Annotated in this window: 14 protein-coding genes; 4 read left to right on the top strand and 10 right to left on the bottom strand. The window is 58.0% G+C overall.

Annotated elements, in window-relative coordinates; all coding sequences use genetic code 11:
• Positions 1-869 precede the first annotated feature (869 nt).
• Positions 870-2,951, top strand: coding sequence for a hypothetical protein (locus ACZ5AL_RS04905; RefSeq protein WP_464512563.1), 2,082 nt, complete (start codon positions 870-872; stop codon positions 2,949-2,951).
• A 71-nt stretch (positions 2,952-3,022) separates the two neighbouring features.
• Here ACZ5AL_RS04905 and ACZ5AL_RS04900 read toward each other — a convergent pair whose 3' ends face one another.
• From ACZ5AL_RS04900 to ACZ5AL_RS04890, 3 genes are all read right to left on the bottom strand, one after another.
• Positions 3,023-3,877 (bottom strand): CPBP family intramembrane glutamic endopeptidase, encoded by an 855-nt coding sequence (locus ACZ5AL_RS04900; RefSeq protein ID WP_464512562.1) that lies wholly within the window; start codon positions 3,875-3,877, stop codon positions 3,023-3,025.
• Positions 3,878-4,066: 189 nt separating this feature from the next.
• Positions 4,067-5,698 carry a flavin-containing monooxygenase gene (locus ACZ5AL_RS04895; protein WP_464512561.1) on the bottom strand — a complete coding sequence of 544 codons (1,632 nt, stop codon included), beginning with the start codon at positions 5,696-5,698 and terminating at the stop codon, positions 4,067-4,069.
• Between the two features lie 183 nt (positions 5,699-5,881).
• Positions 5,882-6,973, bottom strand: a complete 1,092-nt coding sequence (locus tag ACZ5AL_RS04890; protein WP_464512559.1) for an alkene reductase — start codon at positions 6,971-6,973, stop codon at positions 5,882-5,884.
• A 296-nt stretch (positions 6,974-7,269) separates the two neighbouring features.
• Here ACZ5AL_RS04890 and ACZ5AL_RS04885 point away from each other — a divergent pair, with 296 nt between their 5' ends.
• Positions 7,270-8,247 (top strand): YpdA family putative bacillithiol disulfide reductase, encoded by a 978-nt coding sequence (locus ACZ5AL_RS04885; RefSeq protein ID WP_464513270.1) that lies wholly within the window; start codon positions 7,270-7,272, stop codon positions 8,245-8,247.
• A 23-nt stretch (positions 8,248-8,270) separates the two neighbouring features.
• Here ACZ5AL_RS04885 and ACZ5AL_RS04880 read toward each other — a convergent pair whose 3' ends face one another.
• The 7 genes from ACZ5AL_RS04880 to ACZ5AL_RS04850 all read right to left on the bottom strand — a co-directional run bounded on the left by ACZ5AL_RS04880 (position 8,271) and on the right by ACZ5AL_RS04850 (position 14,613).
• Positions 8,271-8,600 carry a hypothetical protein gene (locus tag ACZ5AL_RS04880; RefSeq protein ID WP_464512558.1) on the bottom strand — a complete coding sequence of 110 codons (330 nt, stop codon included), beginning with the start codon at positions 8,598-8,600 and terminating at the stop codon, positions 8,271-8,273.
• Between the two features lie 101 nt (positions 8,601-8,701).
• On the bottom strand, positions 8,702-9,253 hold the full coding sequence (locus tag ACZ5AL_RS04875; protein ID WP_464512557.1) for an inorganic diphosphatase: 552 nt from the start codon (positions 9,251-9,253) through the stop codon (positions 8,702-8,704).
• Between the two features lie 143 nt (positions 9,254-9,396).
• Entirely contained in the window at positions 9,397-10,020 is a 624-nt protein-coding gene (locus tag ACZ5AL_RS04870) for a hypothetical protein (protein ID WP_464512555.1), read from the bottom strand.
• Between the two features lie 96 nt (positions 10,021-10,116).
• Positions 10,117-11,112: an L-histidine N(alpha)-methyltransferase gene (gene egtD / locus ACZ5AL_RS04865; protein ID WP_464512554.1), complete on the bottom strand. Its 996-nt coding sequence runs from the start codon at positions 11,110-11,112 to the stop codon at positions 10,117-10,119.
• Positions 11,113-11,187: 75 nt separating this feature from the next.
• Positions 11,188-12,519, bottom strand: a complete 1,332-nt coding sequence (gene egtB / locus ACZ5AL_RS04860; protein WP_464512553.1) for an ergothioneine biosynthesis protein EgtB — start codon at positions 12,517-12,519, stop codon at positions 11,188-11,190.
• Between the two features lie 147 nt (positions 12,520-12,666).
• Positions 12,667-13,539 carry an SDR family oxidoreductase gene (locus ACZ5AL_RS04855; protein WP_464512551.1) on the bottom strand — a complete coding sequence of 291 codons (873 nt, stop codon included), beginning with the start codon at positions 13,537-13,539 and terminating at the stop codon, positions 12,667-12,669.
• Between the two features lie 51 nt (positions 13,540-13,590).
• Complete coding sequence (locus tag ACZ5AL_RS04850; protein WP_464512550.1) at positions 13,591-14,613, bottom strand: sensor histidine kinase; 1,023 nt, start codon at positions 14,611-14,613, stop codon at positions 13,591-13,593.
• Between the two features lie 850 nt (positions 14,614-15,463).
• On the opposite strand from ACZ5AL_RS04850, the gene ACZ5AL_RS04845 reads away from it, so the two are divergent.
• Both ACZ5AL_RS04845 and ACZ5AL_RS04840 read left to right on the top strand, forming a co-directional pair.
• On the top strand, positions 15,464-16,000 hold the full coding sequence (locus ACZ5AL_RS04845) for a PH domain-containing protein (protein ID WP_464512549.1): 537 nt from the start codon (positions 15,464-15,466) through the stop codon (positions 15,998-16,000).
• A 45-nt stretch (positions 16,001-16,045) separates the two neighbouring features.
• Positions 16,046-17,746: a PH domain-containing protein gene (locus ACZ5AL_RS04840; RefSeq protein ID WP_464512547.1), complete on the top strand. Its 1,701-nt coding sequence runs from the start codon at positions 16,046-16,048 to the stop codon at positions 17,744-17,746.
• The last annotated feature ends 27 nt before the right edge of the window (positions 17,747-17,773 follow it).

Here is a 17,773-nt window from a genome sequence, read left to right as displayed (position 1 = left end):
GGTACTTTGAGCAGTGGTGCATGACAAAAAATTACAGTAGTGGATAGAGGCTAAGTGATAAGGTGATTGGACACCGCAACTTCGTCTTCTTCGAACCCCCTCTCCCTTATTCCGCTTCGCTCCATCAGTCGCTCTCCGGGCTCGTGTCGGGTTTCTCCTCCTTGGCCCTAGTCCTTACACATAACTTTCTCTCTGATATTTCGTTGATGGAAAATTTGACTTCCCCACCGTCTGTTCAATGAGAGACTGTTGGCCTCCACAAAAAGAACCCACAAAAAGAACCCATCTGGACGTCTTCTCGGGGGAATAGTCGGGGGAATGGATCCTGAATCAAGTTCAGGATGACGTGTCGGGGAGACGGTGCTGGGAGACGAAAGCTCCCTTTCACCTCAAATGCCACCCCCTCGAATGTCATCCAGATCCTAAATCGAGTTCAGAACAGGCAAGCGATCGTCAACGATTATCACCATCTCAGGTTGTGTGCATAGACTAGCCTTAGCCAAGGGGGAGATGTCCACAGGATCACACCTGCGGCGAAGCTCGAAGACAGGGGGTTGAACGGACTGCGATGACATAACCCATATGACAGTCATTTACCATTGAACCGCTACCGCAGCTACTGCTTTGACACAGACCACATGTTGAAGCAGCTGTAAACTTCAGAAAGATAGCTACTTGCGCACGACACACGTGTCCGCATACAGGGTACGTCTTGCGCATGTACCATTGAGCAACTCGTCATCATACATACCGTGCGCCGACATTTTGCTAAGCGCACAGCATTTTAGCAGCGCAGTCTGAATAACCAAGCCATGCCTCGCGCTGTGGCCTATTTGCGCGTTACTCTTTTTTGTAGTTACTAAGCCGTTATGTTGTATGCCAATCTCTCCTCGTTTCTATCCGTTCGAACGTTTCTGCTACCTGCAGCGCTTGCCTGTGCGCTTGTGCTTGTAGGATGCGACGACGACCCTGTCAGTCCCGAACCGGAACCTGACCCTGACCCCGAGGTGACCGCCTCGTTTACGATTGCACCTGCAAGTCCAGAGGTGGGTGAAGAGGTGACCCTTGACGGAAGCAGTTCGTCGGGTGAGAATACCGGTGCGCTGTCCTTTGACTGGACGCTCACCCCCCCCGACGGTAGCAACGCCGTTGTCGACGATCCTTCAGCAGAGACAACGACCTTCGAGGCAGATGTCGAAGGAACGTACGACGTGGCCCTCGAAGTCTCCGCCGATGGAGCCATCGACACAGCTACCGAGGCGATTGATGCAGAGACCTCCCTGTCCATCGTAGAGATTTCCGACGACATCACCGCGGACCGGACGCTCTACTCCGACACGCTGTACGTGGTTACCGACGAGGTGGACTTGCGGGCGCTTCTCACCGTGGAGCCCGGCACCACTATCGAGTTTGAGAACGATACCGGATTCGAACTCCGATCCAGCGGCGGATTGGTTGCCGATGGCACCGAATCCGACCCAATTCTCATGACCGGAACCGAAGAAACGCCTGGATCGTGGAACGGCATTTTTGTCCGCTCCTCTGAGAATGATGATAATCTGCTGAACTGGGTGACGGTTGAGTATGGCGGGGGAGAAGACTTCACGGGCGCCGCTCCCGGAAACGTAGTCGTAGGGCATGGAACGAACAGCGCGTCCATCAGCATCACCAACAGTACGATGCGGCAGAGCGGAAGCGATGGACTGTGGGTGCGCAGCAACGGAGACCTGCCGAACTTCGAAGGAAACACCCTTACGCAAAATGAGCAAGCCCCTGCTGCCGTGGGATACAACAACGTCCATCTCTTAGGCGATGGCTCCACCTACACCGGCAACAGCGAGGAATACGTCTATGCCCGGTCGGGAGACACCATTGAAGATACCGATGTGCAGTGGGACAACCTGGACGTGCCGTATCGGGTTGGGACCAGCGAGATCGAAGTGCGCGATGTGGATTTTGTGATCGCACCCGGCACAACACTTGAGTTTGAGGAAGATAGTCACGTTGAGCTCCGCTCAAACAGCGCGCTCATTGCCGACGGCAACGAAGCGGCTCCCATTCTCTTCACTGGTACCGAAGAAACACCGGGCTGGTGGAATGGCATCTACGTACGGTCCTCACAAAACCCGGATAACGTGCTCAACCACGTCACTGTTGAGTACGGCGGGGGCGATGACTTCGTCGGCGCTGAATCGGGGAATGTTGTTGTGGCCACCGGAGGGAGCGATGGCGCCTCCGTCAGCATCACCAATAGCGTGCTGCGTCATAGCGCCACCGACGGACTCTGGGTACGGCGCAACGGAGATCTGTCCAGCTTTCAGAATAACATCCTGACGAGCAATGGGGCAGCGCCAGTTGGGATCGGATACAACAAGGTGCATCAGCTAGACAGCGGGTCGAACTACACGGGTAACACCAACGACTACGTTGTCGCGCGCGACCGCATTGCACAGCTCGACAGCGAAAATGTGACCTGGGAACGCCTGAACGTCCCGTACCGAATCGAAACCAGAACGGTTGAGATCCAGGACATCACACTCACAATTGCGCCTGGCACAACGCTTGAGTTTGAAGAGGACACCGGCATTGAACTCGGCACCGATGGCGGCCTCGTCGCCGATGGCACCGAAGAGGAACCGATTCTCTTTACGGGGACCACGGAAACGGTGGGCTGGTGGAACGGCATTTTTGTGGAGTCGAGAAATTCCGATAATCTGCTCGACTGGGTAACCGTTGAATACGGTGGTGGTGACGACTTCGTGGGCGCGCCTGCTGGGGATGTCATCATCGGCAGCGGAGCCAACGAGGGCGAGATGAATGTTACCAACAGCGTGCTACGTACCAGCGCCGAATATGGCGTGTGGGTCCACGGCGACAGCGATGCCAACACGGATATCTGCGGTGTGAATAGTTTCGAAAACAACGCAGAAGCCGACTGTGAGGTGAACTGACGTCGCGCCTCCCTGCGCAAAGCATATCGCCCCGGTCAGCAGAAGCAAGCTGGTCGGGGCTTTGCTATGAGTTACCGTCTGTCTTGCTCGCCCGATGCGTGGGGCCCCGCGCTTTTTTCAGGTGCGACATGCTTACAATGAGTGCCCATAACCGACCAGTAGGCCACGACAATCCCCAGCGTCAGCAAGGCTGTTCCTCCCAGCATGGCGAGGGGAGGCGCATCGACCGTCAGTTCGCCCACCACGTTGCCCAGGCCGTGGAAGAGGAGCGGAGCAAAAATTGCGCGGTCGGTCATGGTGTACAGCCAGGCATACAGGGGCGAGCTTATGAGGATAGCCAGGTGGAAGCTCCAAAAGGCCGGTGTACCTATGCCCAACTGATTCTGGTAAGTGTGCTCAATCATAAAGAGCGGCAGGTGCCAGATCGCCCAGAAGAATCCAATGACCAGGCTGGCTGCCACCACGGACATCTGGCGTTGTAGGCCTTCCTGGGCGTATCCTCGCCACCCGGGCTCTTCGAGAGCCCCGAAGACGAAGCCGATGAGCAGAAAAAGAAGAGGCCCCATCGACAGGACGCCATCGAGTTGAAACGTAGCAGGATGCAGCAGCAACGGGATGGCGTTCATGGCCAACAGCAAGACGCCTATCCATCCATACCAGCGCCAGGGCACCGTGCGTGGGTCGAAAGCACGACGAAAAAAGTCGCCAGCTGTTCGGTCCAGCGAGGAATCCCAGTATCCGGCTGTAATGAGCAGCCCCGGTACGATAATCGGCCCCACTCCGCCCAGCAACGTACAGAGGACCATCGGAAAAGAGAGCCACGGCTGGCCGCTGATAGCAACAATGCCGAGGAACGTCCAGGTCCACCCAACAACGCCAAGCAGGTAAAGCCAGGGCCGAGGGCGGTTCGCGTGTTTTGCCGTCACGGATTTCGATGACTGGATTCAGGAGATACGACCGGTGAGAAGCGACCTCCTCCGACAATATAGTCGGCCCGTTGACTCCTGGCAACTCAAGGGGACTCTTTCTCTGCGGTCGGGGTGCTGCGCTTCCGCTCTTTCTGGTGAGCGATTGCATCACGGAAGCCCGGAAAGTCGCTGAAATACGCCTCAGCGTTATACGGCAGCTCCCTGCACGTCCACTCCCCGGCTAACCTCTTCGTCTCTTGCATTAGGCCCTCTCGTAGGCGACAGCAGCGTGGCATACTCTGCTGGATTGAAGTCGGTGACGCGGCGGTGGAAGGCGGCGACGGAGCGGGGCCACAGCACGGCGTTGCGGCCCGAGGCGTCGAGGTACCAGCTGCGGCACCCACCGTCGGTCCAGACGGTGCCCTCCGACCAGCGGTCGACCTGGCGCACGAAGCGGGCCTGTGCGGCGGCGCGCGGCTCCACGGTGGCGGTCTCCGTTGTATTCATGTACCGCAACGCACCCAGGATGTGCTCGATCTGCGCCTCGATCATCGGCAAAATGGAGTTGTGTCCGAGCCCGGTGTTCGGGCCGCGCAGCAGGAACAGGTTCGGATACCCCGCCACGGTCGTGCCCAGGTGCGCCCGCGGCGAATCGCCCCAGGTCGCCGCCAGCGCCTGCCCCTCCCGTCCGTAGATGCTGCGGCTAAACGGCATCGTCGTTGACTGAAACCCCGTGCAGTAGACGATCACGTCGACATCGTGCGGCTCCACCGGCCCGGACACGCCTCTGGAATGCACCTCGCGCGCTGCGCCGTCGACGACGGTGACGTTCGGTTCGGACAGGGCGGTGAGGTAGGTGTCGGAGTGCAGGATGCGCTTGCAGCCGAGCCGGTAGTCGGGAATGAGCGCCTCGCGCAGGTCGGAATCCGAAATCTGGCTCCGCATCCAGTACCGCACGAACGGCTCGGCCAGGCGGGCGACGCGCTGGTCCCAGAAGAGCCATCCGGAGGCTTCGCGGAGAAGATGCAGCACCGCACGCCACATCTGCATCAGCACCGGCACGCGCCGAAACAGGTCGTGGACCGCTCCCGAAATCTCTCGGTCGCCGTGCGGGACCACCCACGCCGGCGTGCGCTGAAAGAGCGTCAACTGCTCAACGTGGGGCTGCAGCGCCGGTACGAGCTGCACGGCCGAAGCGCCCGTTCCAACGACGGCGACACGGCGCCCGGACGGGTCGAAGCCTTCGGGCCAGTTGGCTGAGTGAAACGCCTCGCCTTCGAAGCGCTCCTGCCCCGGCAGGTCGGGAATGCGGGGCTGTGAATGGGCGCCCAGACCGCAGATGAGCGTCCGCGCCGTGTAGGCACCCTCCGACGTCTCGATGCGCCAGCGGAGCACCTCTTCGTCCCACGCCGCGCTGCGCACCGCATGCCCGAACCGGATGTGCGGGCGCACGCCGAACTGCGTTGCGCACGCTTTCAGGTAGTCGAAGATCTCGTCGCGCCCGGCGAAGCGCCGGCTCCAGTCGGCCTTTGGTGCAAAAGAGAACGAGTAGAGATGCGAAGCGGTGTCGCAGGCGCAGCCCGGATAGTGATTCTCGCGCCAGACGCCGCCCACCTCGTCTGCGCGCTCAAACACGACAAGGTCGGTCATGCCTTCCTGCATGAGCCGAATGGCCGCGCCGAGTCCAGCAAAGCCCGTTCCAATGATGGCAACGTCGACCTCGGGTGCTCTGTCGTCATGGTGCGCAGCGGGTTCAGGCGGGTGTATGGATGGCATCTGCATAGGCAGCATCTGTACGGAAATAAACTGCGTGTAGATGTTAATGCATGGAGCGGGCATGCGATCTGTCTGCACTCAAAATCAAACTGCTGTCTGCACGATCGTCTTGTCTAATTCGTCGGGCTCGATCTCCCAGCGCATGCCACCGCCACACGCCCTCACACGGGAAAACGCCCCGACCCGGCATGGATCGAGGCGTGTGGTCTTGTTCAGTTGTGCCATTGAGGGCGAAACCGAGACGCATCACGCGGCGGCTTCCTGCTCCTCGGCTTCCTCCAGCGTGGGGTAGTCGATGTAGCCTTCGGCATCGCCGCCGTAGAAGGTACTCTGGTCCCACTCGTTGAGGGGCGCGTTCTGGGCGAAACGTTCCGGCAGATCCGGGTTCGACAGAAAGAGCTTGGCGTAGGCCACGAGGTCGGCGCGCTCTTCCTGCAGGGCCTCCTCGCCAGATGCGCGGTCGTAGCCGCCGCAGACGATGTGGGTGCCGTCGTAGGCCTGGCGCATGAGCGACGAAGCGGTCTCGCCGGTGGCGAACTCGTTCTCGACGGTGTGCAGGTACGTCAGACCGTACTCGCTCAAGACCTCACCGGCGCGCCCAAACGTCTGGATCGGGGCGTCGTCGTGCATGTCGTTGAAGCTGCCGCCGGGCGACAGGCGCACGCCCACGCGGTCGGCCTCCCATTCCTGCAGCACCGCCTCTACCACCTCACGCAGGAAGCGCAGGCGGTCGTCGAGCGCGCCGCCGTAGCGATCGGTGCGCTTGTTGGTGCCGCTCTGGATGAACTGGTCGATCAGGTAGCCATTGGCAGCGTGAATCTCGACTCCGTCGAAGCCGGCTTCGCGGGCCGAGGCGGCGCCGTGGCGGTACTGCTGTACCACCTCACGCACCTCATCGGTCGAGAGCGCATGTGGCGTCGGAAACGGCTCCATCTCGAACGAGGCGGTCATCGCATCGCCATCGGCGGCAATGGCCGAGGGCGCCACCGGCTTGGCGCCATCGTGGTACGACCCGTGCGAGATACGCCCCACATGCCACAGCTGGTTGAAGATGCGTCCGTCGGATTCGTGCACCGCGTCGGTGATGCGCCGCCAGGCTGCAATCTGCTCCTCGCTATGAATGCCCGGCGTGTTCGGGTAGCCCTGTCCACGCGGCGTGACCTGCGTGGCTTCGGTGACGATGAGCCCCGCCGAGGCGCGCTGCGTGTAGTAGGTCGCCATCATATCGGTCGGCACCGTACCCGAGTCACCGGCGGCACGGTTGCGCGTCATGGGCGCCATGATCACGCGGTTCGGCAGCGTAAGCGGCCCGAGGTCGTAAGTCGAGAGCAGTGTCATGGGCGATGGGTGTTGGTCAAGAAGATCAGTATGCGAACCACGGCACCCTACCCCGCATGGCCTGAGAAGTGCCCTGTTCGTATCGCTGTTTCAACAATCTTACAGCGCTCTGCATCCCCCTGAAACCAGAACGAAGATTGCGCTATGCGTGTGTTAACACATGTTTTTTGAGGGGTGCGTACGGATGTGCCAGGCTCGCAACGCCTCAGGCGGCCTTGAAACTGCATGCTCACCCTGCGCCTTCAATCTCGTAGATGCACATGTACTCCCTCGCAAACCAACCAGCCCACCTCGTTATGCACGACGTCATCATCATTGGAGCGGGTCCGGTTGGACTCGCGTGTGGCATTGCGGCCCAGCGCCGCGGGCTTTCGGCGCGCATCATCGACAAGGGGGCGCTCTGCAACTCGTTTATTGGCTATCCCACGCGCATGGAGTTCTTCTCGACGCCGCGTCCGCTGGAGATTGGCGGCTATCCGTTCGCAACGCGCGACTACAAGCCCCGCCGCGAGGATGCGCTGGACTACTATCGCCGTGTGGCGGTGGCCGAGGAGCTGGACATCCACCTCTACGAGCGGGTTACCGATCTGGAGGGGACGCCGCAGAACTACACGGTCGTCACCGAACAGGGCACGCACCGCACCCGCAATGTGGTGGTGGCTACGGGCTTCTACGATATTCCGAACCGGCTGGGCGTGCCGGGCGAGGAGATGGACAAGGTAAGTCACTACTTCAAGGAGCCGTACCCGTACGCGCTGCAAGACGTGGCGATTGTGGGCGGGGGCAACTCTGCCGCCAAAGCCGCGCTGGCCTGCCACCGCACCGACGCGAACGTGACGATGATCATCCGCGACGCGGCGCTCGACGAGGGCGTGAAGTACTGGATCAAGCCCGACCTGCAAAACCGCATCAAGGAGGGCTCGATCACGGCGCACTTTGAGAGTGAGGTAACGGCGATCACCGACGACACGGTGGAGATGGATACGCCCGAGGGGCCCAAGGCTATCGCGAACGACTTCGTGCTGCCACTGATTGGCTACAAGCCGAACTACGCGCTTTTGGAGGCGATGGGCGTGGCGATCCGCAACGACGACGCCCGCACGCCGGTGCACGACGAAGAGGGCGAGACGTTCGAGACGAATCGCGAGGGGCTCTACCTGGCGGGCACCATCTGCGGCGGCTGCGACACGAGCCGCTGGTTCATCGAGAACGGCCGCTTCCACGCCGAAAAGATCATGGACCACATCGCCGATCGGGATGTGGTGGCGGCGTGAGACAGCCAGCGGAGTGGTGGTACCTACCACAACAACACCTCCAGCCCAATTCCGGGGCGGACGGTGGTGCGTAGGTCGCCCGCCACGGCAACAGCAATAGTCAGGTGCAAGCCCATCGTCGATGGGCCTTGCAACACCGCTACGCCGGGCGCGGCTTCAATCCAGAGTTGATCGCGCGTGCTGCCACTGTGCAGCCATTGGGCTTCGGCCTTGACGTGCAGCCGCTCGACCCATGTGGGCGCTTCAGGATGCCATGTATCCAGGTTGGTACGGAGTCCAACGGCACTCTCAAAAAATACCGTCTCTGCCTCAAACCCAAATGGACTGGGTGTATCGTGCTGCTGGACGTGCATCCCTGCATACCAAAAGCCTGTGCTCGGGCAGCACAGGCTTTTTCTGGTATTCGACAATGTCGTCGTAACGGATTGCGCCTTCCAAAACGGAGAGGCGAGAGTTACGCCACAGAGCCTGTGCGATCGAAGTGTTTTTCCTTGTACTGTTCAAGGCTATGTAACACGGCCTCCTTCGCAGAGTCGGCATTGGAAAAGTCTTGCACCAGCACCTCTTTGTCTTCCAGCTTTTTGTAATCCTGAAAGAAGCGCTTCAACTCGCGCAGTCGGTGCTCGGGCAAATCGTCGATGTCGTAGTAATCGTTAAAGGCAGGGTCATCCACATGGATGCAGATGATCTTCTCATCATTCTGTCCATCATCGACCATTCCCATCATCCCAATGGGACGAGCGCGCAGGATGCAGAGCGGGTCAACAGCCTCTTGCGCAAGCACCAACACATCGAGAGGATCATCGTCGTCGGCAAACGACTGGGGGATAAACCCATAGTTGGCCGGATAAACAACAGAGGAGTACAGCATGCGGTCTACACGAAGCATCCCACTCTGTTTATCCATCTCATATTTGACTTTCCCGCCTTGCGGGATTTCAATGATGACTTGAATAATGTCGGGAGCGTCGGGACCGACGGAAATGTCGTGCCAGGGATGATGCATAACGCGGCAGGCTAAAAGTGAACAAATAGTCGTGAACCGGACTCGATAGTGTACAGAACGGCGACGCTGAAAACCAGCGTCGCCGCTCCATACTGTATGGAATACCGGTGAGTTTGCCGTTGAAACAACGGCCAACGGTTTAGTTATATCGCTTGCTCGGTGCCCGGGAGGTCGGCGCGGAGCCGTTCAGTGGGGTCTGTTACCTGTTCAGTAACCCACCAGTGCGCAAGCAATGCGCTGATGCCCTGAACCTGCAGATCGTCGGCTTTAACCTGCGGTTGGCCATCATCGGTGTCGTCAACCATCAGGCTCAGACGCCGTGCCAGGTTGGCCGTGCCTTCGGTGCTGCGGTGGTCAAAGCGCAGCGTTCCTGTGCGGTGCGCCTCGCTGAGCGCAACAGCCTCTTCACGAGCATCCAGCACCGCCTCTCCTTCGGCGCCCGGAGTAGCGCCCTGGGCATCTGTACGAACGCGCACGCGCACCGGGCGCAGTCCAAGATCGTTCAATGCATCGGCAAGGGCTTCTCCGGCCTCATGGTCTACGCGAACGATGACCGACGAGCGAGCCGTGAATGGGTCTTCGGCAATTTGCTTTTGTACGTTCGCCGCCGCGTCTTCGGGCGTGCCGTTAAGCGGTTCTTCTTTGGTTCGGTGTACGACAAACGAGGCCCGTTCTTGCTCCTCCGTACGCTCAATGATCGTCAACCCCCAGCGGGGCGTGTCGTCTTGATTGTCGATCTCGATACCGACTGCAAATACGGTGGCCATAAGCTATAATGGGTCTGTGGAAAAATGTGTACGAGTCGAAAGAATGCTGGCATCGCGGGTTTCATGCGGCCCGCCCGCCGGCATTTATGAAGCGTGCTATTCCTGCTTCTTAGGATGCGGCACGGCGTATTGCACGCTGAAGAGCCGTTCTGGATCAGTCCATACCGTTTGCACCGATAGACCGGCTTCAGCGGCCAATGTAGCACTTTCTTCGATCGTGTACTTGTGCGAGTACTCGGTACAAATGGATTCGCCGCGCTCAAACGATATCGTCTCCTCGCCAATGTGAACCGAATGCGCTTCGGTGCTCACCAGATGCATCTCAATGCGACCGTGCTCGGGCACCCACCGCCCCTCATGGCGAAAGCGATCCAGCTGAAAGTCGGCTCCTAATTCTCGGTTGATACGACGCAACACGTTTTTGTTGAACGCAGCCGTTACCCCTTCAGGATCGTTGTAGGCATGGCGGAGACGGTCGGGATCTTTTTTGAGGTCTACGCCAATCAGCACCGCGCCATTGGGCCCCACAAGCGTTGCCATGCGTTCTAAAAAAGCGCGGGCATCCTCACGCTGAAAATTCCCAATGGTAGAGCCCGGGTAGTAGGCCAGCACCCGCGTGTAGTGACCTGCTGGAATAGGGATGGGAACGTCCGCGTTGTAATCCGCACACACGGGATACACCGGCAGAGCCGGGAAGGTGTCGGCGATGCGCTCCGCGGCATCTTGCAAGTGTTCGCGTGCAATATCCACCGGCACGTATGCAGCTACATCGTCAAGCGCCTCAAGCAGGATGCGGGTTTTGGTGCTGCTTCCGCTGCCATACTCAACTACGGCTGTCTGCGTGCCCACCTCGGCAGCAATGGCGGCCCGGTGTGTTTGCATGATGCTCATTTCTGTTCGCGTGGGATAGTAGGCATCCAGCTCACAGATTGCATCAAAAAGCTGCGAGCCGCGCTCATCGTATAAATACTTGGAGGGCAGTTGCTTGAGCGACTGCTGCAGCCCATGGAGCACATCAGAACGAAACGAATCGGTACTCGGATGGCAATCGGTAAGCGGGTGAACCCCAGGGGTAAGGGTTTCAGAGGCCATGGACATGTGGAGCGGTATCATACAAGGGGGGGCTATGAGAACGGAGAACATCAGATTCTCAACGCACTGTGCGAGTTAGAGCGATCGCGCCAGGCGTAATCCCATAAACTGCCAGGCCTCATCCGGGTGAAAGAAGTTTCGATAGGTGGGTCGGATGTGTGTTTCAGACGTCGCACACGAACCGCCACGCAACACGAACTGTCCGCACATAAACTTGCCGTTGTATTCTCCGATGGCCCCCGGGAGCGGCTCGTAGCCTGGATACGGCGAATAGTGACTTTGCGTCCACTCCCACACATCGCCATACATCTGATGCAACGTGCCGCCTGTGCCTTGTGTTGGGACATGCCCCTCGGCATCGGCCGACACCGCCTGTGGATGGTAGGCCTCATCCTCAACGAAGGTGCCTTCTATCGGCAGCCCTTCAGCGGCGATTTCCCACTCGGCTTCAGTGGGTAAGCGGGCATCGGCCCAGCGGGCAAACGCCTCCGCCTCAAAGTAGCTGAGGTGACATACGGGCGCATCCAGATTTACAGGGCGCATCCCCCCAAGCGTATACACGTACCACTGCCCGTCGTGCTTCTCCCAATAGTACGGTTCGGTCCAATTTTTCTCTTGTACCGTTGCCCATCCGGCTGAGAGCCACAGCTCGGGGCGTTCATATCCCCCGTCGTCCATAAACTCGAGATATTCGCGGTTGGTAACCAGGCGGTTGGATAGCGCAAAGGGCTGCAGGTAGGTGCGGTGACGGGGCGTTTCGTTGTCGTAGTGAAAGCCCTCGCCGTTGTAGCCGATTTCGTACAAGCCCTCGTCAAACGCGACCCAGTCTAAGGGCAACGCGGTATCAGGCTGTGCGTTGGACAGGTCGTCGCGATATGCCGGACGCAAGGGATTGACCGACAGGACGTGCTTCATGTCCGTCACCATGAGCTCTTGATGCTGCTGCTCGTGGTGAATGCCCAGCTCGACAAGCGGCGCAATGTCTTCCATCTGCTTGGCGCTTGCTTGTGCCAGCAGCACCTGTACCTGCTCGTCGATAAACGTGCGGTAAGCAAAGATCTCTTCTACGGTTGGACGCGAAATGTAGCCGCGTCGGTCGCGGCAGTGGCGCTCGCCTGCCTGGATGTAGTACGAGTTGAACAGATAGGCATACTGCTCATCGAGCGGTTCAAATCCGTCGAGATGCGGCTCTAATACAAACGTTTCAAAAAACCAGCTGGTGTGTGCCAGATGCCACTTTGTGGGGCTTACGTGCTCTACGGTTTGTACCACAAAGTCTTCGGTGTGCAGCGGCTCGCAAAACCGCTCCGTACGAGCCCGCACGGTACGAAAGCGGCGCGGTAGGGTGGCCACATCGGTACATCGAAGGCGGGCAGAGGACGAGTTCGAACGGGTTGTTGTAGCCATAAGTAGGTCGTGTATGGAAGCGGTGATCAGATTGGGGTGTACACAAACGGTAGGATTGTGCACAAATGAAAGCAGTCGGCTCTTTTGTGATCGTGTTTACAGAGAACGTTACACCGCTCGTTTCTTGCACGTTCTGCGCCCCTCCCCCTACGCAGCCAGCGCATCAAGCGCTTCGATAGGGTCGGGATAGGTGAAGGTGTATTCGTGCGTTGTCGTAAGCTTGGTGCTCATGACGCGTTTGCCGGCTCCGCCTTCTGGTTCTGCAAATGTGGGGGGCGCGCCGTCGTACGATGCTGCAGCCGCAATATAAAATGCTTGACGGGTTGGGTGATCTGGAGCCACCACATTGACCGGACCGGTTGCTTGCCGGGTGATGAGATGTTGTACAGCGCCTACCACATCAGTCTGATGCACCATGTTGACCGGCGCATGGGGACGAGCCACATCGGTACGGCCAGCGATAAACCGTCCAGGATGCCGCCCCGGCCCGAACAGTCCGCCCAAACGCACAAGCAACGATGCTGTGGGATATGCAGCGTGTACAATGTGCTCGGCGGCCCGCACGGATTGGGCCGTAGGGCGCTTCGGCGGGGGGTACGCCTCGGGAGTGCGTGGATCGAATGCATCTTCGGTTACGGGGCCATTGGTAGGCGGGTAAACGCCCGTCGAACTCAAATATACGACATAAGGGACGTTGTGCGCCTGCGCAGTGTCTATGAGCGCGCTGACCTGAGCCTGATAGACTTCTTTAGATACATCATCTGTTGCGTTGGATCGCCCCGGTGGAACTGTACACACAAGCACATCACTGGCAAAAAGATCGGCGACCGAAGGAGTAGGGCCCGGAGTGAGTCGGGTGACGAATGGCTCAATACCTGCCTGTTTAAGCACATCTGTACGCTCGGATCGCGTGGTGCTTCCACGCACCGTATGCCCAGCTTGTGCCAGTGCGCGTCCAAGCGGGAGCCCCGCCCATCCGCATCCTACAATACTAACTGACAGGGGCGACGACACATCCATAACACTATGCGTAAATCAAGCATCTGAAAAGGGATGGCCATTTACCTGCAGCTATGATTGCAGTTCGCGCGTTGTGCTCGACGGGATAGAGGATGGTTCGTTTGTTTCATGCTCGGCACAATCTGAGCGTGGCAACACAAGAGTGAAGGTGCTGCCTTCTCCCGGATTCGAGTCTACCTGAACCGTTCCGTTGTGCCGTTCGGCCACCTGCTTTACGATGTAAAGTCCCAACCCCGATGAGGGCTCGCCTCCCGTAGGCTCTGCTGAGAGGCGTTTAAATGGCTGAAAGAGCCCCTGTTGCTCATGGTCGCCGAGCCCAGGCCCCTCATCGCTTACGGCTACCTGTACGTTGGCATCGGTGCAGGTAACGTCCATACGAATGTCGCTACCCAGTGGCGCATACTTTACGGCGTTGCTTACCAGGTTGCTTATCGCCTCACGCAATCGGTTTTTGTCACCATTCACGTAAAGGTCTTGGGGGGGCACAAAGCATGTAACGGTTTGCTCCTTCTGCTCCGCCTGGGCCCAAAAGCTATGCGTGACCATTTCGGCCAACGAGGTGATATTGACGCGTTCGTGCTCATACGTTCCATGCACACTGCTCGCCTCTGACTTGAGCAGGTTATTGATCGTGTCTAGAGCCTCGCTCGCTGAATCATGCATGATGGAAATGCGATGGGTCATGGATTTATCGGTCGAGGTGTCTTCTTCGAGCATCACTGCAGTGAGCGCCTGAATACCAAACAGCGCATTCTTTACGTCGTGCGCTGCCACACCGAGCACTTTAGATTTTTCCTCGGCTGTTTCCTGGAGCTCCTGGTTGCTACGCATCAATTCGGCATTGTACATCGCTAGTTGACGTGCTTGCGTTTGCACACGAGCGGTACGCTGCTCAACAAGATGCTCCAGTCGCTCGTTACGTTTTTTTAGCTGACGCACCATCCACCAAAGCAGGACTCCAACGAGGAGGGCACCTCCACCATAGAGCATAATCCGTCCGATAGTTGCATACGTCTCCATTTGCAGCACGGGGATTAATACGAGAATGAAGAGCGTCCCCGAAAGCATGAGCATGCCACTTCGACTTGATCTCGCGTTCGTTTCACCATCCCTCGACCATACACGACACGCTGACTGTATCTTCTCTTTTGCAATGGCCCCCAGTGACTCCTGTCTTTGGCATTGACATGATGTGCATTCACAGGACGACACGGAGCGTTCTCCCCAATGGAGCGTTTTTGTTTTTGACCACAGATGTAACCCTGACATACGCGTTAGTACCCACTTGTGCGTAAGAGCATGAACCCGTTTTTATGGTTGACTTCTTCAAACCGCGTTCTAATAACACGAATCTCGCTGGGAAACGCTTCTTTATTCGTCCCACTTCTTTCAGGATAGGTCCCAATATCGCTTTAGAACGAAGCATGCTGCGCCTTAAGCGCACCCCGATTTGTGCTTTTGGATATGTACCCTCACAAATCACACGGGGCTTTCAGTTCACCAGCACAGACAGCCTTCACGACCCTCAGTCGAAAAGCATTGGTGAAGCGGCTGATCAAACTATGTTTTATTGCTTGTTTTTGCAAAGTAGCAAATTATACACTCACAGTCAACAATAAAGAGGTTTTACAGTGCGCCCGAAACGAAGTATATGGTATACTGTTTTTAATCTATTTGTTCATTCATCTCCCTTATTGAGTATACGCTTTTGGCGCATCGTGCCCTCTCTGTACCTGGATGGTGCCTCCTACACTTGCTGTTGAACACCTCTTCTAAATCATCCCTTTCTTTCCCGCGTTGTCAAAACCAATATGCGGAGACTGGAAAATACTCTGGCATAAACAATCTGTGGTCGCGCCCGAAACCTACGAGGGTCGAACTGCTATGAGTATCGCTTTTGGTATCGTTCCTAAACGGCTCCCTTATGGCCTCGTCCGCCTCTCTACTTTCATCCCGCCCCTTGCTCCCCACCCGTACGCTTCAGGCGCTTGATCCGTCGGTACAGTCGGTGTGGCGCATCAAGCTTGCATTGGTGGGCGTAATCCTCTTTATGGGGGTTCTCTTTTACGCCTTGACGCAACTATTTTCTGGAGCCAGCTTCCTGTTCATAGGAAGCCTGGTTGGCGGAAGCGCGCTGGTTCTTACCACGTACATCATGGTGTGGCCTCGGCTGCGCTACCGTGCCTGGGGATACGCCCTGCACGACGACGAATTGCTTCTTGAATACGGTGTGCTCACACATGTGCGTACCGTCGTTCCCCTGCGGCGCATCCAACACCTCGATGTATCGCAAAACTTGTTTGAACGAGAGTACGACCTGGGACGCCTGGTTATCCATACGGCAGGTACGCGCTCTAGTGATGTTGTTATTCCCGGGCTTCCGTTGGCCACCGCGGAGCGCATTCGCGACGACGTAAAGCAGTATATTCTTAACGATCCGCTGACCGAAGACGTGTTGTAACCCTGTTTCACTGCTCCTACCTCGCCTTCGTCGTCTGTTCCGATTATGCCTTCCTCTACCCCTCATTCGGATCCCGGCCCTTCATCCGCTACAGCTGGTGCGTCTCCGGAAGAGGCGTCGTCCCCGGAAAACGCCCCGCATGGATTTGTACGCGAACCGCAGAAGCTGCACCCGGGCACGTTGGTGCTGCGATTCATTGCCACGCTTCCTGCGCTGGCAATTCTGCTGTTGCCCACGTTAACGAATCCCGATTCTAGTGCATGGCTGCCGCTCTTCTTTTCCCTTCTCTACGGCGTGATTGCTGTTCCGGCGATTGTGCTTCAGTATTTGCGATTTAGCTACCGCATCACCCCGCAGCAAATTATCATACAGAGCGGCGTGATCAACCGACAGAATCGGAGCATCCCGATTGAGCGCATTCAGAATGTTGAGATTGAGCAGCGGCTCTTGGCACGCCTCATGAACCTGGCTCAGGTGCGCATTGAAACCGCAGGGAGCGCCTCCACCGAAGCCAGCATCGAGTACGTCCAACTCGACCAGGCCCACAAAATTCGCTCCGCCGTGCGCGCCTACCAGCGGGCCGCCACCGGCGCCGAGCAGACCACTGAGGCCACTCCCGAAGACGTCGAGGCCGACCGCGAAACGCTCTTTTCGATGTCTCTCTCGCGCGTGCTCCTGGCTGGCGCCTTTCGGTTCTCGCTTTTCTATCTGGCTATTATCTTCTCGATTCTGCAGTTTGTAGATCCGGAGACGCTCACCAACTGGCTGCTGCGCTCAGAGGGCCGCGTCGACCAGTTTATGGATACGATGTACGATTCGCCGCTCCTTACCGGACTGGTAACTGTTGTTGTAGCGGCGCTGCTGGGGTGGCTCTCGGGCATTCTCATCACGCTTAGTCGCTACTACGGCTTTACCCTCTGGGCCGAAGAAGGCAAACTACGGAAGCGTCATGGCCTCTTTACCCTCACCGAGGGCACCATCCCCATTGCCAAGGTGCAGGTGATGATCGTACAAACCACCCCGTTGATGCGCTACTTCGGATGGTACTCCCTTGAAGTGCAAACGATGGGCCTGAATGCCGACCAGCAAGGCCAGCGCATGGTGGCACCATTTGCTCGCTGGGATACGGTGATGCGATTAGCCGAGCGTGTAAAACCGTTCGACCTCCCCGAAACATTCGACCGCGTTTCGCCCTTAACCATCCGCCGCCACTTTTTTCGCCGCCTGGGTGTGCTCTTGGCTGGACTCGCGCCCACTCTGTACTTCTGGCCCAGTGGATGGTGGCATCCATACGGCGTGGCTCTGCCCTGGTGGGCCCTGCTCACCATCCCACTGATTGGTGTAGCTGCCTACCTGCACTACTACTACCACCGCTACCGCATTGGCCACGACGGTCTGTATGTGCGCCGCGGCGTGCTGCGGCACTACCTGTGGATTATGCCCATCAATCGCTATCAAGTGGTCTACGCTACCGATAGCATATTACAGCGCCGCCTGGGCCTAAAAAGCATGTTTGTGGATACAGCAGGCGCATCCGCCTTTGCCTACCCCGATATTATTGATGTGGAAGCCCCCGTGGCAGATACATCCATCGATACGCTGTACGACCAATTCCATACGCTCTACACGGCCAAGGTCGCAGAAGCCAAACGTACCCCAACGGCCTTCCCCGAAAACGGCTTGCCCCCGCTTACCGCCTCAGACGCTCCGCGTGCGCTGCCCCTGCCTCGATCTACCTCATCGTAATCCATTCGTTTAGCTGTCTCCTCTTGT

It is taken from the genome of Natronotalea proteinilytica (assembly GCF_055379935.1).
Note: the sequence above shows the minus strand (reverse complement) of the source record. Positions and strands in the feature narration are given on the sequence as shown.

Excerpts from the sequence above, each read along its gene's own strand:
- ACZ5AL_RS04905 (WP_464512563.1), top strand. The coding sequence starts at position 870 with ATGTTGTATGCCAATCTCTCCTCGTTTCTATCCGTTCGAACGTTTCTG.
- ACZ5AL_RS04895 (WP_464512561.1), bottom strand. The coding sequence starts at position 5,698 with ATGCCCGCTCCATGCATTAACATCTACACGCAGTTTATTTCCGTACAG.
- ACZ5AL_RS04890 (WP_464512559.1), bottom strand. The coding sequence starts at position 6,973 with ATGACACTGCTCTCGACTTACGACCTCGGGCCGCTTACGCTGCCGAAC.
- ACZ5AL_RS04885 (WP_464513270.1), top strand. The coding sequence starts at position 7,270 with ATGCACGACGTCATCATCATTGGAGCGGGTCCGGTTGGACTCGCGTGT.
- ACZ5AL_RS04880 (WP_464512558.1), bottom strand. The coding sequence starts at position 8,600 with ATGCACGTCCAGCAGCACGATACACCCAGTCCATTTGGGTTTGAGGCA.
- ACZ5AL_RS04875 (WP_464512557.1), bottom strand. The coding sequence starts at position 9,253 with ATGCATCATCCCTGGCACGACATTTCCGTCGGTCCCGACGCTCCCGAC.
- ACZ5AL_RS04870 (WP_464512555.1), bottom strand. The coding sequence starts at position 10,020 with ATGGCCACCGTATTTGCAGTCGGTATCGAGATCGACAATCAAGACGAC.
- egtD (WP_464512554.1), bottom strand. The coding sequence starts at position 11,112 with ATGGCCTCTGAAACCCTTACCCCTGGGGTTCACCCGCTTACCGATTGC.
- egtB (WP_464512553.1), bottom strand. The coding sequence starts at position 12,519 with ATGGCTACAACAACCCGTTCGAACTCGTCCTCTGCCCGCCTTCGATGT.
- ACZ5AL_RS04855 (WP_464512551.1), bottom strand. The coding sequence starts at position 13,539 with ATGGATGTGTCGTCGCCCCTGTCAGTTAGTATTGTAGGATGCGGATGG.
- ACZ5AL_RS04850 (WP_464512550.1), bottom strand. The coding sequence starts at position 14,613 with ATGCTCATGCTTTCGGGGACGCTCTTCATTCTCGTATTAATCCCCGTG.
- ACZ5AL_RS04845 (WP_464512549.1), top strand. The coding sequence starts at position 15,464 with ATGGCCTCGTCCGCCTCTCTACTTTCATCCCGCCCCTTGCTCCCCACC.
- ACZ5AL_RS04840 (WP_464512547.1), top strand. The coding sequence starts at position 16,046 with ATGCCTTCCTCTACCCCTCATTCGGATCCCGGCCCTTCATCCGCTACA.